Annotated in this window: 12 protein-coding genes and 1 pseudogene; 5 read left to right on the top strand and 8 right to left on the bottom strand. The window is 74.6% G+C overall.

Going from position 1 to position 16894, the window contains the following annotated elements; genetic code table 11:
* Positions 1-86 precede the first annotated feature (86 nt).
* Positions 87-2852, bottom strand: a pseudogene (locus GA0070624_RS01245) (ATP-binding protein); the annotation flags it as partial.
* A gap of 157 nt (positions 2853-3009) precedes the next feature.
* Positions 3010-3231, bottom strand: coding sequence for an FmdB family zinc ribbon protein (locus tag GA0070624_RS01250; protein WP_091335849.1), 222 nt, complete (start codon positions 3229-3231; stop codon positions 3010-3012).
* Positions 3232-3287: 56 nt separating this feature from the next.
* Here GA0070624_RS01250 and GA0070624_RS01255 point away from each other — a divergent pair, with 56 nt between their 5' ends.
* From GA0070624_RS01255 to GA0070624_RS01265, 3 genes are all read left to right on the top strand, one after another.
* On the top strand, positions 3288-4541 hold the full coding sequence (locus GA0070624_RS01255; protein ID WP_091335851.1) for a lytic transglycosylase domain-containing protein: 1254 nt from the start codon (positions 3288-3290) through the stop codon (positions 4539-4541).
* 73 nt (positions 4542-4614) lie between these two features.
* The gene (locus GA0070624_RS01260) at positions 4615-5631 is read left to right on the top strand and encodes a GNAT family N-acetyltransferase (protein WP_091335853.1); all 1017 of its coding nucleotides are present in this window, start codon (positions 4615-4617) and stop codon (positions 5629-5631) included.
* 96 nt (positions 5632-5727) lie between these two features.
* Positions 5728-8997 (top strand): lamin tail domain-containing protein, encoded by a 3270-nt coding sequence (locus GA0070624_RS01265; RefSeq protein WP_091335855.1) that lies wholly within the window; start codon positions 5728-5730, stop codon positions 8995-8997.
* 56 nt (positions 8998-9053) lie between these two features.
* Here GA0070624_RS01265 and GA0070624_RS01270 read toward each other — a convergent pair whose 3' ends face one another.
* Positions 9054-9350, bottom strand: coding sequence for a helix-turn-helix domain-containing protein (locus GA0070624_RS01270; RefSeq protein ID WP_141714915.1), 297 nt, complete (start codon positions 9348-9350; stop codon positions 9054-9056).
* Positions 9351-9412: 62 nt separating this feature from the next.
* On the opposite strand from GA0070624_RS01270, the gene GA0070624_RS01275 reads away from it, so the two are divergent.
* Entirely contained in the window at positions 9413-9997 is a 585-nt protein-coding gene (locus GA0070624_RS01275; RefSeq protein WP_245718611.1) for a sigma factor-like helix-turn-helix DNA-binding protein, read from the top strand.
* Positions 9998-9999: 2 nt separating this feature from the next.
* Positions 10000-11169, top strand: a complete 1170-nt coding sequence (locus tag GA0070624_RS01280) for a hypothetical protein (RefSeq protein ID WP_091335862.1) — start codon at positions 10000-10002, stop codon at positions 11167-11169.
* On the opposite strand, the gene hemB is transcribed toward GA0070624_RS01280, so the two are convergent.
* The 5 genes from hemB to GA0070624_RS01305 are packed head-to-tail and all read right to left on the bottom strand — an operon-like array spanning position 11163 to position 16846.
* On the bottom strand, positions 11163-12146 hold the full coding sequence (gene hemB, locus GA0070624_RS01285) for a porphobilinogen synthase (protein WP_091335864.1): 984 nt from the start codon (positions 12144-12146) through the stop codon (positions 11163-11165). The two genes, GA0070624_RS01280 and hemB, sit on opposite strands and share 7 nt — an antisense overlap.
* A gap of 17 nt (positions 12147-12163) precedes the next feature.
* A complete protein-coding gene (locus GA0070624_RS01290) occupies positions 12164-13744 on the bottom strand; it encodes a bifunctional uroporphyrinogen-III C-methyltransferase/uroporphyrinogen-III synthase (protein WP_091335866.1) in 1581 nt (526 codons plus the stop codon).
* Positions 13741-14709 carry a hydroxymethylbilane synthase gene (hemC, locus tag GA0070624_RS01295; protein ID WP_091335868.1) on the bottom strand — a complete coding sequence of 323 codons (969 nt, stop codon included), beginning with the start codon at positions 14707-14709 and terminating at the stop codon, positions 13741-13743. The genes GA0070624_RS01290 and hemC overlap by 4 nt, the downstream gene beginning before the upstream one ends.
* Positions 14706-16079 carry a glutamyl-tRNA reductase gene (locus tag GA0070624_RS01300; protein ID WP_091335870.1) on the bottom strand — a complete coding sequence of 458 codons (1374 nt, stop codon included), beginning with the start codon at positions 16077-16079 and terminating at the stop codon, positions 14706-14708. The genes hemC and GA0070624_RS01300 overlap by 4 nt, the downstream gene beginning before the upstream one ends.
* Complete coding sequence (locus GA0070624_RS01305; RefSeq protein WP_091335872.1) at positions 16076-16846, bottom strand: redox-sensing transcriptional repressor Rex; 771 nt, start codon at positions 16844-16846, stop codon at positions 16076-16078. Before GA0070624_RS01305 ends, GA0070624_RS01300 begins: the two co-directional genes overlap by 4 nt.
* Positions 16847-16894 lie beyond the last annotated feature (48 nt).

Genomic DNA, 16894 nt, shown 5'->3' on the forward strand with positions numbered 1-16894 from the left:
TCCGTATGGGTGGCGGGGTCGTGGTCCGGGGCGGGGGCGGGTTGGCGGGGCGCGGCGGCGTCGGCGGGGTGGGCGTCGACGTCGGCGGCACCGAAGCGGACCAGACCGGCCCCCAGGTCGGGGTGCTCCACGCCGAGCGCCAGCGCCGCCGCCTCCTCCAGCCCCAGTTCGCCGCCCTCGCCGTACGCGGCGTCGAACGCCGCGTCGCCGAGCACCCGGCGCAGCTCCGCCTGCCGTTCCAGCCAGTACGGGCCGTAGATGCCCGGGATGGCGCGCAGGTCCGCCCGGGTCGCCTGCGCGGCCCCGAAGAGCCGGGCCGCGGTCAGCGGCTCCTGGCCGAGCGCGCAGCGCACCGCGATCGCGTTCACCGTGTCGCAGGCCCGGCCGAGGTAGCCGTGGCTCATCCGGGAGCGGAGCGCGACCTGCAGGTGTTCATGCGCCGCGACCAGGTCCCCCCGGGCCAGCGCCACCATGCCGAGCAGCATGTCCACCGAGCGGCGGCCCCGCTCGACCGGGCGGGCCGCCTCCACCGGACGGGCCGCGCCGATCAGGTCGGCCGCCTCGTCCAGGGCACCCCGCCGCCAGAGCAGCTCGGCGAGGTTGTAGATGGCGAGCAGCGCGTCGGAGACCACGTCCTGCTCGTGCGCCCAGTCGATGACCTCGCGGCAGACCCGCTCGGCCTCGGCGAACTGTCCCATGTCGACCAGCGGAGCGGCCCGGCCCGCGAGGACCCGGGCGAGCAGCCCCAGGTCGCCGGCCTGCCGCGCGGCCGCCTCGGCGCGCTGGGAGTAGCGCAGCTCCTCACCGAACTCGCCGTCCGCCCCGGCGTGCAGCGAGTGCATGTGGTACGCGGCCGCCAGCTCCGCCTCGGGGATCACCTCGCCGGTCTCGGCGATGCGGCCGTAGAGCCGGAACAGCCAGAGCCGGCCCTCCCGGGCCAGTCCCCGCTCCCGCCACCACTGATCCAGACCGCCGGCCAGCCGCAGCCCGGACCGGGGGCTGCCACCGGTGGCGCACCAGCGCAGCGCGGCGCGTACCTCCCCGGCGAGCGGGTCCAGCGCGTAGAGGGAGAGGGTCACCGGTCGCCCGTCCGGGCCGAGATGGGCGCGTTGCAGGGCGTGGCTGCACCAGGCGACGTGCCGGTCCCGGGCGGTCTGCTCCTCGCCGGCCTCGATCAGCCGCCGGGCCGCGTACGCGCGGATCGGGTCGAGCATCCGGTAGGTGCTGCCCGAGGCGTGCGGCTCGGCCAGCACCATCGACTTGTCCACCAGGACCGAGAGCGGGTCGAGCGGATCGTCGTCGAGCAGCCACTGCACCGTGGGCAGGTCGACCGGGCCGGCGAAGACCGACAGCCAGCGCAGCAGCCGCGCCGAGCGCGCCCCCAGCGTCCGGTACGACCAGGTGACCGTGGCCTGCATGGTGAGGTGCCGTTCGCTGGCCGACCGCTGCACCGCCCGGCTGGCCCGGGTGGGTGGGCTGATCCGGGCCGCGGCGGCCACCAGGTCCACGGTGTCCTGCTGGTTGCCGCTCCAGCCACTCTCCGCCGGCCGGGGCTCGGGCTCGTCCCGGCCCGCGTCCAGGGTGCCGAGCATGTCGTCGAGGCGCTCGGCGAGCTGCCCGGCCGAGAGCACCCGCAGCCGAGCCGCGGCCAGCTCGATGGCGAGCGGCAGCCCGTCCAGCCGCTGCACCACCCGCCGCAGGTCGGACTGCTCGGCCGGGTCCGGCGGCCGGCCGCCGCGGGCCGCCGCCGTCCGTTCCAGCAGCAGGGCCACCGCGTCGCTCTCCACGCCGTCCAGCCGGGGATCCACCGAGAGCGGCGGAATCCGCCACACCAGCTCGCCCGGCAGGCCGAACGACTCCCGGCTGGTGGCGAGCACCCGGACCCCCCGGCCACCGGCCAGGAGGCGGGAGATCACCTCCGCCGAGGCCGCCGGCTGGGCGTCGCAGGTGTCCAGCACGATCAGCATGCGGCGGGCGGCCGCGTACTCGACCAGGGTGTCCACCATCGGGCGGCCGGGCTCCGGGCGGAGGCCGAGCACGGCGGCGATCTCGAACGCGACCAACCCCGGGTCGGTCACCGCGGCGATGTCGACGAACCACACCCCGTCCGGGTAGGCCTCCACCGCCCCGGAGGCGAGCTCCACCGCCAGTCGCGTCTTGCCGCTGCCGCCCGCGCCGAGCACGGTCACCAGCCGGTACGTCTCGACCAGCCGCTTCAGCTCGGCCCGCTCCACCTCCCGGCCGACGAACGAGGTGACCTGGGTGGGCAGGTTGTGCGCCACCGCGTCGGCGGTACGCGGCCGCGGGAACCGCCGTTCCAGCCCGGGCGCAATCAGTTGGAAGAGTCGTTCCCGGTCGTCGAAGCCGCGCAGCCGGTGCAGCCCGAGGTCCAACAGGGACGCCCCGTCCGGCAGCGGGTCGGCGTGCCGGGCGGTCGCCGCCGAGCAGAGCACCTGGCCGCCGTGGGCGGCGGCGGCGATCCGCGCGGCCCGATGCACCTCGGGGCTGGCGTACTCGCCGTCGCCGGGTTCGGCGTACCCGGTGTGCAGGCCCATCCGCACCCGCGGCGCGGCCTCCGGGGTGGGCCAGTCGTGGCTGGCCAGCGCCCGCTGCGCGGTCAGGCAGGCGGTGAGCGCCGCGGCCGCGTCCCCGAACGCGAGGAAGAACGAGTCACCTTCGGTCAGCACCTCCGCGCCGTCCGTCCCGGCCAGGGTGCGGCGCAGCAACCGGCGGTGTTCCCGCAGCACCGGGCGGTAGCCCGGACCGAGCAGCTGGGCCAGCCGCGTCGAGCCCTCGATGTCGGTGAACACAAAGGTCACCCACCCGCTCGGGAGGTGGATCCGTGGCGACATGCGTGGAACCTCCGCCCCTGACGTCGGTCTCATACTGCCCTATGGTCACGCGATCACGCATCGTGAGAACGGTCGGGCGGATTCCGACCCAAGGTGCCACTCGACCTCGTCACCGGCGAGGTACGGCCGACCGGCGGGACGAGGTCGGCGGTGGTGGTCAGCAGCCGCAGGCACCGCCGCAGCAGCCACCGCCGGCGGGGGCGGGCGATCCGCCGATCGGGCCGGCGCCGCCCCGGCCGGTGACCGCGACGGTGGAGAGCAGCTTGACCGTGTCGGCGTGCCCCTGGGGGCAGGACGCCGGCTCGCCGGCCTCGGCCATCGGCCGGTTGACCTCGAAGGTGTCGCCGCAGGCGCGGCAGCGGAACTCGTACCGGGGCATGCCATCAGCGTACGACCGGGCCTGACGGCCGGGGGGACATGGGTGATACTCGACGGGTGGTGGACGGCGAGGACAGATCGAGGGTTCGGCCCCTGCGACCGGCCGCGCCGCCCGACGGGTCCGCCCTCCCGCCTTCGCCGCCGCTCCCGCGGCCCCGCGGCGAGACCGCCGATTCGCCGGCCGACAAGGTGGACAAGCCCGTGGGCGCTGCCCGGGCGGCCGACAAGGTGGACAAGACCGCCGCCGCCCCGAAAGCCGACGGGGGCGGGACGACGGACAGCGTCGCCGGCCCGAAAGCCGACGACGGCGGGACGACGGACGGCATCGCCCCGAAGGCCGAGCCGGCGGAGCCGGAGCCGACCGGGAAGGCCGCCACCCGGCGTCGCCGGATGCCACCGCCCCGGCAGTTGGCCGTCGGCGCGGCCCGGGCCACCCGGGCCTGGTCCCGCCGCCCCAGCGGCCGGGCCGCCCTGCCCGGGGTGTTCCTGCTCGGCCTGGTGGCCGCCACCGCGGCGGCGGGCGCGCTGCTGGTGCCGGCGACGGCACGTCAGCCGAAACCCGTGGCCGTCGACGCCACCGCGACCAGCACCGGCGTACCCCAGGGTGGCGTGCTGCCCGGGGCGACCGGCGGAGTGGTGCCCCCGGGCCTGCCCGGCGCGACGGGGCTTCCCGGCACTGCCCCGCCGACCGGCACGGCGCAGCCCACCGGGCCGGTCGGCGGCCCGGCACCCACCGGCCGGCCGGCGGACGCGCTCGCCGGCTGGGCGCAGCAGGTCAGCGCGCGGACCGGCATCCCGCTGGTGGCCATGCAGGCGTACGGCTACGCCGAGCTGGTGCTGGCCGAGACGCACCGGAGCTGCCAGCTCAGCTGGACCACGCTGGCCGCCATCGGGTACGTCGAGTCCCGGCACGGCGCGGCCAACGGCGCCACCCTCAAGTCCACCGGCCGGGCCGAGCCGGAGATCATCGGCGACCGGCTCGACGGGCAGGGCGGCCGGTCCCGGATCCTCGACACCGACCGGGGCCAGCTCGACCGGGACACGGTCTACGACCGGGCGATCGGGCCGATGCAGTTCATCCCGAGCACCTGGCGCGAGATCGGCGCGGACGCCGACAACGACGGCGTGAAGGACCCGCACGACATCGACGACGCCGCCCTCGCCGCCGGCGAATACCTCTGCAAGGCCGGTCGCAACATGACCATCCCGGGCGACTGGTGGGGCGCCATCCTCTCCTACAACGACGTGCGCCGATACGCCCAGGACGTCTTCGACAAGGCGGACGAGTACGGACGCCTCAGCCGTACGTGAAGTGACCGTCCGCATACATTTGGAGAACTGGATACTTCCGCCCGGCCGCCGTTGGCGGCAAGCTAGACGGGTGATGGTGCGCGAGTGGGATCCCCGGGCCGCGTCGTCCGCCGAGATCGCGTCGCTGCTGGACACGCTGAACGCGGTCCTGGCGGCCGACCTCCCGCAGGATCCCCCCTGGCGGGCGAGTTCACTGCGGGAATACCTCTCCGAGGTGATGCCCGGTGAGCGGCGGATCTCCTGGCTCGCCCAGGCGGAGCCGGCCGCGGACGGCACCCCGGGCCCGACCCTGGGCCACGTCAACGTGCTGCTCCTCGGCGGCATCGGGGTGCTGGAGGTGCTGGTGCACCCGTCGGTCCGGCGCACCGGGCTCGGCCGCACCCTGGTCAAGCTGGCGGCCCGCCGGATCCGGGACGAGGGCTTCCAGTCGATCGGCGTCGAGGTGGTCGGCGACACCCCCGCCGTGGCCTTCTACGAGTCGCTCAGCTTCACCCGGGAGTACGTCGAGACCCGCAGCGTGCTCGACCTGGGCGCGGTGGACTGGCCGACGCTGGCCGAGATGGCCACCGGCGTCGGCGCGGGCTACCACCTGGAGTTCTGCCCGGGCGGCCCGCCGGACGACCTGATCGAGGCGTACGCGCGGGCGAAGGCGGCGATGCGCGACGTCGAGGACGGCGAGTTGCGCCCCAGCTCGTACGACCCGCAGCGGCTCCGGGACAGCCTGGACACGCTGCATCGGCGCGGCATGAAGCCCTACATCGTGCTCGCCCGGCACGAGCAGACCGGGGAGGTGGCCGGGCTGACCGAGGTGGTGGTGCCGGCCCAGCACCCCACCCGGGCCGACCAGTACGACACGATCGTGGTGCAGGACCACCGGGGTTACGGCATCGACCGGGCGATCAAGGCCCGGATGCTGCTGGAGCTGCGCTCGGCCGAGCCGGAGCTGGTCGAGGTGCAGACCTGGAACGCCCAGGCCAACGAGGCGATGCTGAAGGTCAATGCCGAGTTGGGCTACCGCCCCGACCGGGACTGGTGCGAGTACAGCGTGGACGTCGCCGAGCTGGTGCATCGACTGGACACTGCGCGGTGACCGGAAGTTCACCATACGGACTGCCGGGGGGATGGACGGGGCAGCGGAACGGCCCTTAACGTGCGTTTGTTCCCGTCCACCCATCGTGGAGGCTTAATGCGCCCGCGCCGCCCCCTTGCCGCGCTCGCGACCGCCGCCGCCGTCTCCGCCACGGCCATCGGCGTCGCGCCGACCGCGGCCAGCGCCGCGCCCACCGACCTGTTCATCTCCGAGTACGTCGAGGGCTCGTCCAACAACAAGGCGATCGAGCTCTACAACGGCACCGGCGCCGCGGTCGACCTGACCGCCGGCAACTACCAGCTCAAGATCCACTTCAACGGTGCCGCCACCTCGACCAACATCGCCCTGAAAGGCACCGTCGCCGCCGGTGACGTCTTCGTCTTCGCAGCCGCGTCGGCCGCGTCCGCGATCCTCGCCCAGGCGGACCAGACGTACGGCTCCTCGCTGTTCAACGGCAACGACGCGATCGTGCTGACCAAGGGCGGTACCGTGCTCGACTCGATCGGCCAGGTCGGCTTCGACCCGGGCACCGAGTGGGGCAGCGGCCTCACCAGCACCGCCGACAACACCCTGCGTCGGCTGCCCTCGGTCACCGCCGGGGACACCGACGCGTCCAACGCCTTCGACCCGGCCGCCCAGTGGGTCGGCTTCGCGGTCGACACCTTCGACGGCCTCGGCGCGCACGCCCTCGACAACGGCGGCCCGGTCGACCAGCCGGCGACGCTGACCTGCGGCGGCCCGCTGGCCGTCGAGGCGGGCGCGACCGCGACCCGCGAGGTGACCGCCACCGACGCGGACGACACGATCACCGACCTCGCGGTCACCGCGGTGAGCCCCGCGCCGGCGACCGGCTCGATCAGCCGTACCGCCTTCAGCCCGGCCACCGGCGTCGGTGGCACCGCCACCGCCACGGTGACCGCCACCGGCCTCCCGGTCGGCTCGTACGCGGTCACCCTCACCTCGACCGACGCCGACGGCGGCACCGCGAGCTGCACGCTGACCGTGCAGGTCACCACCGTGCTGTCGGTGGGCCAGGTGCAGGGCCGCACCGGCGATGACGAGAACGGTCGCACCGACCGGTCGCCGCTCGCCCCGACCAGCGGCAACGGCACCAGCTCCACCCTGTACGACGTGCGCGGCGTGATCACGCAGAAGTCGCTCACCCTCTCCTCGGCCGGCGCCCGGCAGCACGGCTTCTACGTGCAGAGCCGCAAGGGCACCGAGGACGGCGACCCGCTGAGCTCGGACGGCATCTTCGTCTTCATGGGCTCGTTCACCACGCTGATCGGCGGCTACGCGCCGACCGTCGGCGACGAGGTGGTGCTGCGCGGCCGGGTGTCCGAGTTCTTCAACCAGACCCAGCTCTCCAGCGCCTCGCTCGTGCGCAAGCTCGACTCCGGGCTGGACGTCGACACCGCCGTCCAGGTGGACAACGCGACGCCGCCGGCCGACGCGGCCACCGCCGACCGGTTCTGGGAGCGGCACGAGGGCGCCCGGCTGCGGGTCCGCGCTGGCAGCGGCGTGACCAGCCCCCGGGACGTCTTCGGCTCCACCGCCGACTCGGAGATCTGGGTGGTGGACCGGGAGGACCCGCTGATGCAGCGGACCGACCCGTACACCCGCCGGGTGTTCCGGGACTCGCACCCGCTGGACGACGTTCCGGGCGAGCGGTTCGACAACGGCAACGGCCAGCGGATCCTGCTGGGCGGCGGCGGGGTCAAGGCCACCGAGGGTGACAGCGCCGCGCTGCTGCCCCCGGCCCGGACCTTCGACACGCTCACCGAGGACGCCCTCGGCGCCGTCTCGTACGGCTTCAGCAAGTACAGCGTCCAGCCGGAGCAGCTCACGCTGACCGGGGGCGCCGACCCGTCGGCGAACAACCCGCCGCAGCCGGCGAACCGCGACCAGGAGGTCGCGGTGGCGACCTTCAACGTGGAGAACCTGTACGACTACCGGGACGACCCCTTCGACGGCTGCGACTTCGCCGGCAACCTCGGCTGCATCGGGGTCGACCCGCCGTTCGACTACGTGCCGGCAGACGAGGCGGAGTACACCGCCCGGCTCGGCGCCGAGGCCCGGCAGATCGTCAACGACCTGCACAGCCCTGACCTGGTGATGGTGCAGGAGGCAGAGGACCAGGACATCTGCTCGATCGCGGACGGCAAGCTGGTCTGCGGCGACACCAACGCCGACGGCGCGCCGGACACCATCCAGGAGTTGGCGCTCACCATCGCGGCCAACGGCGGCCCGGCCTACGCGGCGGCGTACGACCGCAACGGCGCGGACGCCCGCGGCATCACGTCGGCGTTCCTCTACCGCACCGACCGCCTGAAGCTGGCACAGCCGACCGCGGCCGACCCGGTGCTGGGCTCCGCCCCGACGGTGGAGTACCGCTCGGCGGGGCTGCCGTACAACCTCGATGTGCAGAACCCGAAGGCGCTCAACGCGGTACTGCCGGCCGACGTCGACCGCACCACCGGGGTGGACGGCTCGAACGTCTACACCCGCGCCCCGCAGGTCGGCAAGTTCACCGTGGCGGCGACGCCCGGCTCGACCGAGCACTACACGCTCTGGGCGGTGAGCAACCACTACTCGTCCACCCCGGATGCGCGGGTCGGGCAGCGGCGCGAGCAGGCCGCGTACGGCGCGGCGCTGGTCAAGGCCATCGAGGCGAACGACCCGAACGCCCGGGTGATCTACGGCGGTGACCTGAACGTCTTCCCGCGCCCGGACGACCCGATCGCCACCGCCGCGAACCCGACCCCGTCGGACCAGCTCGGCCCGCTGTACGAGGCCGGGATGCACAACCTCTGGGACGACCTGGTCGCCGAGGTGCCCGTGGCGGCGTACTCGTACACCTTCCAGGGGCAGGCGCAGACGCTGGACAACCTCTTCGCCAACGACAAGCTCCACGGCGACCTGGTGCAGATGCGCTCGGCCCACATCAACGCCGACTACCCGGCCGACGCGGAGGGCATCGGCGACCGCGGGGCCAGCGACCACGACCCGCAGGTGGCCCGGTTCCGCTCCCGCGCGTCGCTGACCGTCGCGAACGCGTCGGTGGCCGAGGGCGACAAGGGCGACACCGCCCTGACGTTCAGGGTGACCGTGTCGCGCCCGCTCTCCGAGCCGGCGCAGATCTGCGCCGCCACCTACGGCACCACGGCCGCGGCCGGGTCAGACTACGACCCGTACGTCGGCTGCCGGACCCTGGCGGCGGGCCAGACGTCGATCGACTTCCCGGTGACCGTGCGCGGTGACCGGAAGGTCGAGGCGGACGAGCAGCTGACCCTGCTGGTGGCGGGCGCGCCAGGCCTGCGGCTGGCCGACCCGGTCGCGGTCGGCACCATCACCAACGACGACTGACGGTCGTTCCTTGAGGCGGCCCGTCGTCCAGCTCACCGGCTGGACGGCGGGCCGTTTCAGTCCCAGACCCGCGGCTCCTTCGGGGGCGGCACGCCCCGGTACTTCGCCACCCGGACCTCCCACTGGCTGCGCCGGCGGCGTGCCTCCCGGCCCACGGTCGACGGCGCCACCTTGGCGAAGCGGGCCATCTGCCGCTGACCGAGCCCGGCGGTGCGGCGGGCCTGCCGGACCAGCCCGGCGAGCGGGAAGTGGCCGATGGTCGGGCCGGTCGGCGGTGGATCGAGCGCGGAAGCCCGCAGGTCGGGGTGGCGCACCACGGGTCGCGGCGGCGCACCACGGTCGCGGCTGCGCATGACGGGTTGCGGCGGGGCAGAGCCGGCAGCCGCCGGACCACCGGAAGAATCAGCGTGCACGGATGGAACAGGCGGCCGTCGTCGTGCGTGTAGATGACATGGGAAGCCAGCCGGCAGCGCCGGCCGATGCCAGGCAGGAGCTGCCGCGCCACCTCGCCGACTGGGAACGCGATCCGCCGGCCCTGCCGTTCGAGCAGTTCTACCGGGACCACGTGGACCGGATCCATCGGGCGCTCGCGCTGGCCGTCGGGGACGTCGCCGTGGCGCGGGAGGCCGCTGACGAGGCGATGGCCCGGGCATACGCGCGGTGGGACCGGGTGCGGCGCCTCGACAACCCGGCCGGGTGGGTGTTCCGGGTCGGGCTGAACTGGGCCACCTCCTGGTGGCGGAAGGTCCGCCGGGAGCGGCCACCGGCCGACGAGTGGCAGGCGCCGATGGCGCCGGGCCCCGATCCGGCCGGCCTGGCCGCCCGGTCGGCGCTGGACCGGCTGCCGGCCGGCCAGCGGACCGTGATCGTCTGCCGGGTCCTGCTGGACCTCTCCACCGCCGAGACCGCCGCGGTGCTCAATTTGACCGAGGGCACGGTTCGCAGCCGCCTCTCCCGTGGCCTGGCCGGGCTGCGCGTGGCGCTGGCCGAGAAGGAGTGATCGTGGACGTCGTACCCGATGACCTGGCGGACCTGGTGCACCGGGCCGCGTGGGTGACCCCGCCGCACGCGGCGGACCTGGCGAACGTGCGCCGGCGGGCGCGCGCCCGGCGGCGCCGCCGGGCCGCAGCAGCCGCGGGCGGCCTGGTCGTACTGGTCGGGCTCGCCGGCGGGGCCGTGCCGCTGCTCGCCGGCAACGGCCGGGCACCCGCCCCGGTGTCGGCGCCGTCGGTCCCGCCGACCGGCACCGCCCCCACCACGCCGGCACCACCCCGCATGCCGGCGCAGCGGCTCATCATCGCCGGAGGCGGCGCCACTGCCCAGCCGCTGCGGGGCGGACCGGAGATCGGCCTGGTGGGCGGTGTCGCGGACGAGGTGATGGCCAATGGCACGGTGGTCCGGCACCGGGTGCCCGCCGGGTGGGAAGGCACTGTGGCCCTGCCCGACGGGCGGCTGGTCGGCCTCAAGCTCACCGATCTCATGCCCGGTGTGCAGCGCAGGGACGGCCCGAACGTGGCGGGCCTGTCGATCAGGCTCATGGTGCTGGGCGCGGACGACCGAGTCGAACTCAGCCGGGAGGTCCGGGTCAAGGGACAGGCCCTCAAGCTGGTGGGCGCCGACGCACGGTACGCCTACCTGGTGCGGGACGGCATCGGCCTGGTGGGCCACGAGCTGAGCACGGGCCGGGAGAGGACCCTGATCCGGGTCACGACGAAGGTCGACGGCGAACTGCCCTTCGGCGGCGCCGACGTGGCGGCGGGCCGGGTGGTGTCGGTGACCGGCCCGCCCGACATGACCCGCTGCCGGCTCGACGTGCGCCGGCTGGCCGGCGGGACCCGGCTGTCCCGCCCCACCGTGGCCGGGGAGTGTGCGTCGTCGATCCGGCTCTCCCCGGACGGCAGCCTCGTCGCGGTCCCCTACCGCCGCCCGAGTGGCCGGCGGGCCCTGGAGTACCGAGTGGCGATCCTGGACACCGCGACCGGACAGCGCCGGGCCGACCAGCGCGTCGGGACGGCCGATGTCGTCTACGGCCTCACGGACAGCGGGACCTGGGGCACCGCCTGGGTCGACGACACGACGGTCCGGGTGGTCTGGGCGCAGCTACCCGAGCCGCCCCGCAAGGTCTACCCGGTGTCCGAGGTTGCCCGGGTGGTAACCGTCAGCCTTCAGTAGCGCTCGCGGAGCAACTGGGCGGCCTCGACCGCCCAGTAGGTGAGGATGATCTGCGCGCCGGCCCGACGGATCGAGGTGAGCGTCTCCAGCATCACCCGCTCCCGGTCGATCCAGCCGTTCGCGGCGGCCGCCTCGACCATCGCGTACTCGCCGGAGACCTGGTAGGCGGCGACCGGGACGTTCACCGCGGCCCGGACCGCCGACACCACGTCGAGGTAGGGCAGCGCCGGCTTGACCATCACCATGTCGGCGCCCTCAGCGACGTCCAGCTCGACCTCGCGCAGCGACTCGCGCAGGTTCGCCGGGTCCTGCTGGTAGGTGCGCCGGTCGCCGTCCAGGGCCGACTCCACCGCGTCGCGGAACGGGCCGTAGAAGGCCGAGGCGTACTTCACCGCGTACGCCAGCACGGCCACGTCCTGGTGGCCGGCGGCGTCGAGAGCCCGGCGGACGACGCCGACCTGGCCGTCCATCATCCCGGACGGCCCGACCACGCCGACCCCGGCGGCGGCCTGGGCCACCGCCATCTCGGCGTACGCCCCGAGGGTGGCGTCGTTGTCCACGGCGCCGTCCGGGGTGAGCAGTCCGCAGTGCCCGTGCGAGGTGAACTCGTCCAGGCAGAGGTCGCTCATCACCACGGTGGCGTCCCCCACCTCGGAGACCACGTCGCGGATCGCCAGGTTGAGGATGCCGTTCGGGTCGATGGCACCGGAGCCGGTGGCGTCCCGCTCGGCCGGCACCCCGAAGAGCATGATCCCGCCGACCCCGGCCTGGACCGCCTCGACGGCGGCCTTGCGCAGCGAGTCCCGGGAGTGCTGGAGCACCCCCGGGAGCGACGCGATGGCCCGGGGCTCGGTCAGCCCCTCCTTGACGAACATCGGCACGACCAGCTCGGCCGGGTCGACGCGGGTCTCGGAGACCAGCCGCCGCACGGCCGCGTTGCGACGCAGCCGGCGGGGTCGGATCTCGGGGTACGGCATGGGGGCCTCCCTAGCGACTACCGGAACCTCAGGGCGGTCGGCCCCTGCACCTTCGAACCACGGCGCTGCTTGGCCGGCATGGCGGCGAGCTTCTCGCGCAGCTCGACGGCGTAGGCGGCGAGCGCCTCCACCAGGTCGGGCACCGAGGCGTGCGGCGGCTGCACGTCGACCCGCAGGCCGAACTCCGTCGCGGTCTCCGCCGTCTTGGGCCCGATCACAGCGACAACGGTACGCGCATGCGGCTTCCCGGCGATGCCGACCAGGTTCCGGACGGTGGAGGACGAGGTGAAGAGCACCGCGTCGAAGCCACCCGACTTGATCGCGTCCCGGATCTCGGCGGGCGGCGGCGCGGCCCGGACCGTCCGGTACGCAGTCACGTCGTCGACCTCCCAGCCGCGCTCGGTGAGCCCCGCGGCGAGGGTCTCGGTGGCGATGTCGGCGCGCGGCAGCAGCACCCGGCCCACCGGGTCGAGGACCTCGTCGTGCGGCGAGAACTCGGCCAGCAGCCCCTCCGAGGACTGCTCCCCGGACGGCACCAGCTCCGGCTGGATGCCGAAGGCGCGGACCGCGTCGGCGGTGGCCTCGCCGATGCAGGCGATCTTGACGCCGCCGAAGTGCCGGGCGTCCAGGCCGTGCTCGGCGAACTTCTCCCAGACCGCGCGGACCGCGTTCACCGAGGTGAAGATCACCCAGGCGTACCGGCCGTCGACCAGGCCCTTGACCGCCCGCTCCATCTGGGCCGGGGTACGCGGCGGCTCGACCGCGATGGTCGGCACCTCGCACGGGATCGCCCCGTACGCGCGCAGCCGGGCGCTCATCGCGCCGGCCTGCTCCTTGGTCCGGGGCACGAGCACCTTCCAGCCGTAGAGCGGCCGGTTCTCCCACCAGCTCAGCTTGTCCCGCTGGCCGACGCCCTCGCCGACGGTGAGCACGACCCGGCCGGTGAAGCCGAGCGCCGCCGCGACGAAGGAGTCCACGGTCGACGTGGTGGTGTACTGCGTCTCGCCGGTGCCGTCGCCGGTCACCCCGACGGGGGTCCCGCCGTCGACGCCGGCGGCCAGCAGGCCGTCCCGGATCGCCGCGAGGTCGCCGGCGTCCACGGCCAGCGCCAGCGAGCCCCGGGCGACGGCCGCGGCGAGCGCGTCGAAGTCCAGCGTGTTGACGTCCTCGACGTCGGCGACGGTGCGCACCCCCGGCAGCGGCACACCGGCGTAGGTGGCCACGCCCTCGGCCTGGCCGACACCCGGGATCACCTCGAAGCGCGCGGCGGTACGCGCCACCGCCTGCACCTCCTTGACCACCGACTCGTGGCCGAACGGGTCACCGGCGACCAGGTGCACCGCGTTCAGCCCGGAGCGGGCCGCGGAGATCAGCACCTTCGCCACGTCCCCCGGTACGCCCTCGGCTGGGCTGAACTGGGCGTCGGACTTGGCCTGGGCGCGGACGGCGTCGAGCAGCGACTCGGGGATCCCCCGGTCGTACACCACCTGGTCGGCGTCGACCAGGGCGTCGTGCGCCCGGCGGGTCAGCAGGCCCGGGTCGCCGGGGCCGGCCCCGACGAACGCGATACGGCCTGCGGGCTTACGGGTGCGGGTCATTCTGTGCTCCCAAATTGCTGGGTCCCCGGACCGGCGTGTCCTTCTTGGCCGAGGATCGAGTCGGCGCCGAGTTCGAGGAGCTCGGCGGCGAGTGCCTTGCCGATCTCCGCCGCGTCGGCGGGCGTTCCGGTGCGGGACAGCCGGAGGTCACGGGTGCCGTCCGGGCTGATCACCGCCCCGCGCAGGTAGAGCTCAACGCCGGCATCACCCTCGGCGAGCTCGCCGTAGGCGGCGACGGGTGCCGTGCACCCGGCCTCCAGGGTGGCCAGCAGCGCCCGTTCCGCGGTGACCGCGGCCCGGGACGGTGCGTGGTCGAGCACCGAGAGCAGCTCGACCAGGTCCGGGTCGTCGAGCCGGCACTCCACCGCCAGCGCGCCCTGGGCGGGCGCGGGCAGCATCAGCATCGGGTCGAGCGTCTCGGTGATCACGTCGGTCCGCCCCAGCCGGGCCAACCCGGCCCGGGCCAGGACAACCGCGTCGAGGTCGGCGTCCGGGCCGAGCACCCGCCGCAGGCGGGTGTCCACGTTGCCCCGGAGCGGGGTGACCTCCAGCTGCATTCCGAGCGCGTGCAGCTGGGCGATCCGACGCAGCGCGCCGGTGCCCACGAGGGCGCCGGGCGGCAACTCGGCGAGGGTACGGCCGTCCCGCGCGACCAGCGCGTCGCGCGGATCCTGCCGGGGCGGCACCGCCGCGATGTGCAGCCCGGGCGCCGCCGCCGTGGGCAGGTCCTTGTAGGAGTGCACGGCGAAGTCGATGGTCCGGGCGGCCAGCGCGTCGCGCAGCGCGGAAACGAAGACGCCGACCCCGAGCCGGTGCACCGGGGCGGAGGAGCGGTCGCCTGCGGTCACCACCTCGACCAGCTCGACCTCCCGGCCGGTGGCCGCGGTCAGCGCCTCGGCGACCTGGCCGGACTGGGCCATCGCCAGGGCGCTGCCCCGGGTGCCGAGGCGCAGGGTGGCGGTCATCGCTCACCTCCGGTGGACGGGACGTCGGCGACGTCGAACGACGGCCGGCCGGCGGCGTCGATCTCCACCACGTCGGGGACGGTGTCGACCGGGGAGGTCTGCGGCACCTCGAGGTCGAAGAGCTCGCGCAGCAGCGCGGCGTACTGGTCCCCGCCCGGCTCGGCAGCGAGCTGGCGGACCCGCACGGTGGGCTGGTGCAGCAGCCGCTGCACCACCCGGTGCACCGTCCGGGCGACCTCGGCGCGCTGGTCGTCGCTGAAGTCGGGGCGGCGCTGGGCGAGCCGGCGCAGCTCGGCGGTGACCACGTCGTCGGCCCGGCCGCGCAGCGCGGCCACGGTGGGCGCCACGTCGGCGCCGCGCAGCCAGCTGAGGAACGACTCGACCTCGCCGGCGACGATCCGGGCCACCTCGGCGGCGTCGGCGGCGGCCTCCCCCTCGGCGAGGAGGGCGGCCATCCGGTCGATGTCGATGATCTCGACGCCGGGCAGCTCGGCGACGCCCGCCTCGACGTCCCGCGGCACGGCGAGGTCGAGCAGGACGAGCGGGCCCCGGTCGGCGTCCCGGCGGGCGAGCGCCCGGGTCACCACGTCGCGGGTGAGGACCGGTTCGGTGGCCGCCGTGGCGGCCACTACGATGTCCACCGTGGCGAGGGCGTCGACCAGCTCGGCCATCGGGACGGCGCTGGCGCCGTACGACGCGGCCAGCCGGACCGCCCGGTCGGCGCCACGGTTGGTCACGGTGAGCGGCCCGGCGCCCAGCCGGGAGAGCGTCGCCACGCCCAGCGCGCCCATCGCGCCGGCCCCGACCACCATGGCCGGGCGGCCGGCGAGGTCGCCGTCGAAGTGGCCGGCCGCCAGGTCGAGCGCGGCGGTGACCACGCTCTGACCGGCCCGGTCGATGCCGGTCTCGGCGTGCGCGCGCTTGCCCACCCGCAGCGCCTGCTGCATCAGCTCGTGCAGCAGCCGGCCGGCGGAGTCGGCGCCGCTGGCCCAGTGGTACGCGTCCCGGAGCTGGCCGAGGATCTGCGCCTCGCCCACCACCATCGAGTCCAGCCCGGCGGCGACCCGGAAGACGTGGTCGACGGCGGCGGCGTCGTAGTGCACGTAGAGGTGGTTGGCGAGCGCCACCGGCGGGGAGCCGGCCTGCTCGGCGAGGACCGCGCAGATGTCGCCGAGACCGCCGTGGAACCCGGAGACGGCCGCGTAGACCTCCACCCGGTTGCAGGTGGAGACGAGCACGGCCTCGGCCACGTACGGCTGGGCGACCAGCCGGTCCAGGGTGCGGGTGAGATCGGCCGGGGCGACCGCCAGCTGCTCCAGCGTGGCGACCGGAGCCGTGCGGTAGGACGCGCCGACGACGAGCAGTTTCACGTGCCGATCGCCTCCTGGGTGTCGGTGGCCGCGAGCCCGCCGGGCAGGGCGGTGAGGGCGGACCCGCCGGTGGCGGGAAGCGCGGTCAGCGACGCCTTGCGGTGCTCGTGGAAGGACAGGATCTGCAGCTCGATCGCGAGGTCGACCTTGCGCACGTCGACCCCCTCCGGAACCGAGAGTACGCACGGCGCGAAGTTGAGGATGCTCGTCACGCCGACGGCGACCAGCTGGTCGGCCACCCGCTGGGCGGCCTGGGCCGGGGTGGCGATCACGCCGATCGAGATCGACTCCTCGGCGGCGACCCGGGGCAGCTCCTCGACGTGCCGTACGACCAGGCCGTTGATCTCCTCGCCGACCCGGGACGGGTCCGCGTCGAAGAGTGCGGCGATCCGGAAACCGCGGCTGGCGAAACCGTCGTAGCCGGCCAGGGCGTGACCGAGATTACCCACCCCGACCAGGGCGACCGCCCGACGCTGGGTGAGCCCGAGCACGAACTCGATCTGGTCGATCAGCAGCCCGACGTCGTAGCCGACTCCCCTGGTGCCGTACGACCCGAGGTGGGAGAGGTCCTTGCGGAGCTTGGCCGAGTTGACCCCGGCCGCGTTCGCGAGCCCCTCGCTGGAGACCGTCTCGTGGCCGGCGTCGGCGAGATTGTGCAGGGCACGGAGGTATTCCGGGAGCCGCGCCACGGTCGCCTCGGGCAGGTCCGGGAGCGCCGGTACGGCACCGGCGCGACCGGGCGCGCCAGGGTGACGGTGCTGACTCATGAGACTCCGTGCGGTGCGATCCTCGACCAGCGTCGGTGGCCGGTCGTT

Origin of the sequence: Micromonospora rhizosphaerae, assembly GCF_900091465.1 — a bacterium.
GTDB lineage: Bacteria > Actinomycetota > Actinomycetes > Mycobacteriales > Micromonosporaceae > Micromonospora > Micromonospora rhizosphaerae.

Excerpts from the sequence above, each read along its gene's own strand:
- GA0070624_RS01290 (WP_091335866.1), bottom strand. The coding sequence starts at position 13,744 with ATGACCCGCACCCGTAAGCCCGCAGGCCGTATCGCGTTCGTCGGGGCC.
- GA0070624_RS01265 (WP_091335855.1), top strand. The coding sequence starts at position 5,728 with ATGCGCCCGCGCCGCCCCCTTGCCGCGCTCGCGACCGCCGCCGCCGTC.
- hemB (WP_091335864.1), bottom strand. The coding sequence starts at position 12,146 with ATGCCGTACCCCGAGATCCGACCCCGCCGGCTGCGTCGCAACGCGGCC.
- GA0070624_RS01275 (WP_245718611.1), top strand. The coding sequence starts at position 9,413 with ATGGAACAGGCGGCCGTCGTCGTGCGTGTAGATGACATGGGAAGCCAG.
- GA0070624_RS01305 (WP_091335872.1), bottom strand. The coding sequence starts at position 16,846 with ATGAGTCAGCACCGTCACCCTGGCGCGCCCGGTCGCGCCGGTGCCGTA.
- GA0070624_RS01270 (WP_141714915.1), bottom strand. The coding sequence starts at position 9,350 with ATGCGCAGCCGCGACCGTGGTGCGCCGCCGCGACCCGTGGTGCGCCAC.
- hemC (WP_091335868.1), bottom strand. The coding sequence starts at position 14,709 with ATGACCGCCACCCTGCGCCTCGGCACCCGGGGCAGCGCCCTGGCGATG.
- GA0070624_RS01250 (WP_091335849.1), bottom strand. The coding sequence starts at position 3,231 with ATGCCCCGGTACGAGTTCCGCTGCCGCGCCTGCGGCGACACCTTCGAG.
- GA0070624_RS01260 (WP_091335853.1), top strand. The coding sequence starts at position 4,615 with ATGGTGCGCGAGTGGGATCCCCGGGCCGCGTCGTCCGCCGAGATCGCG.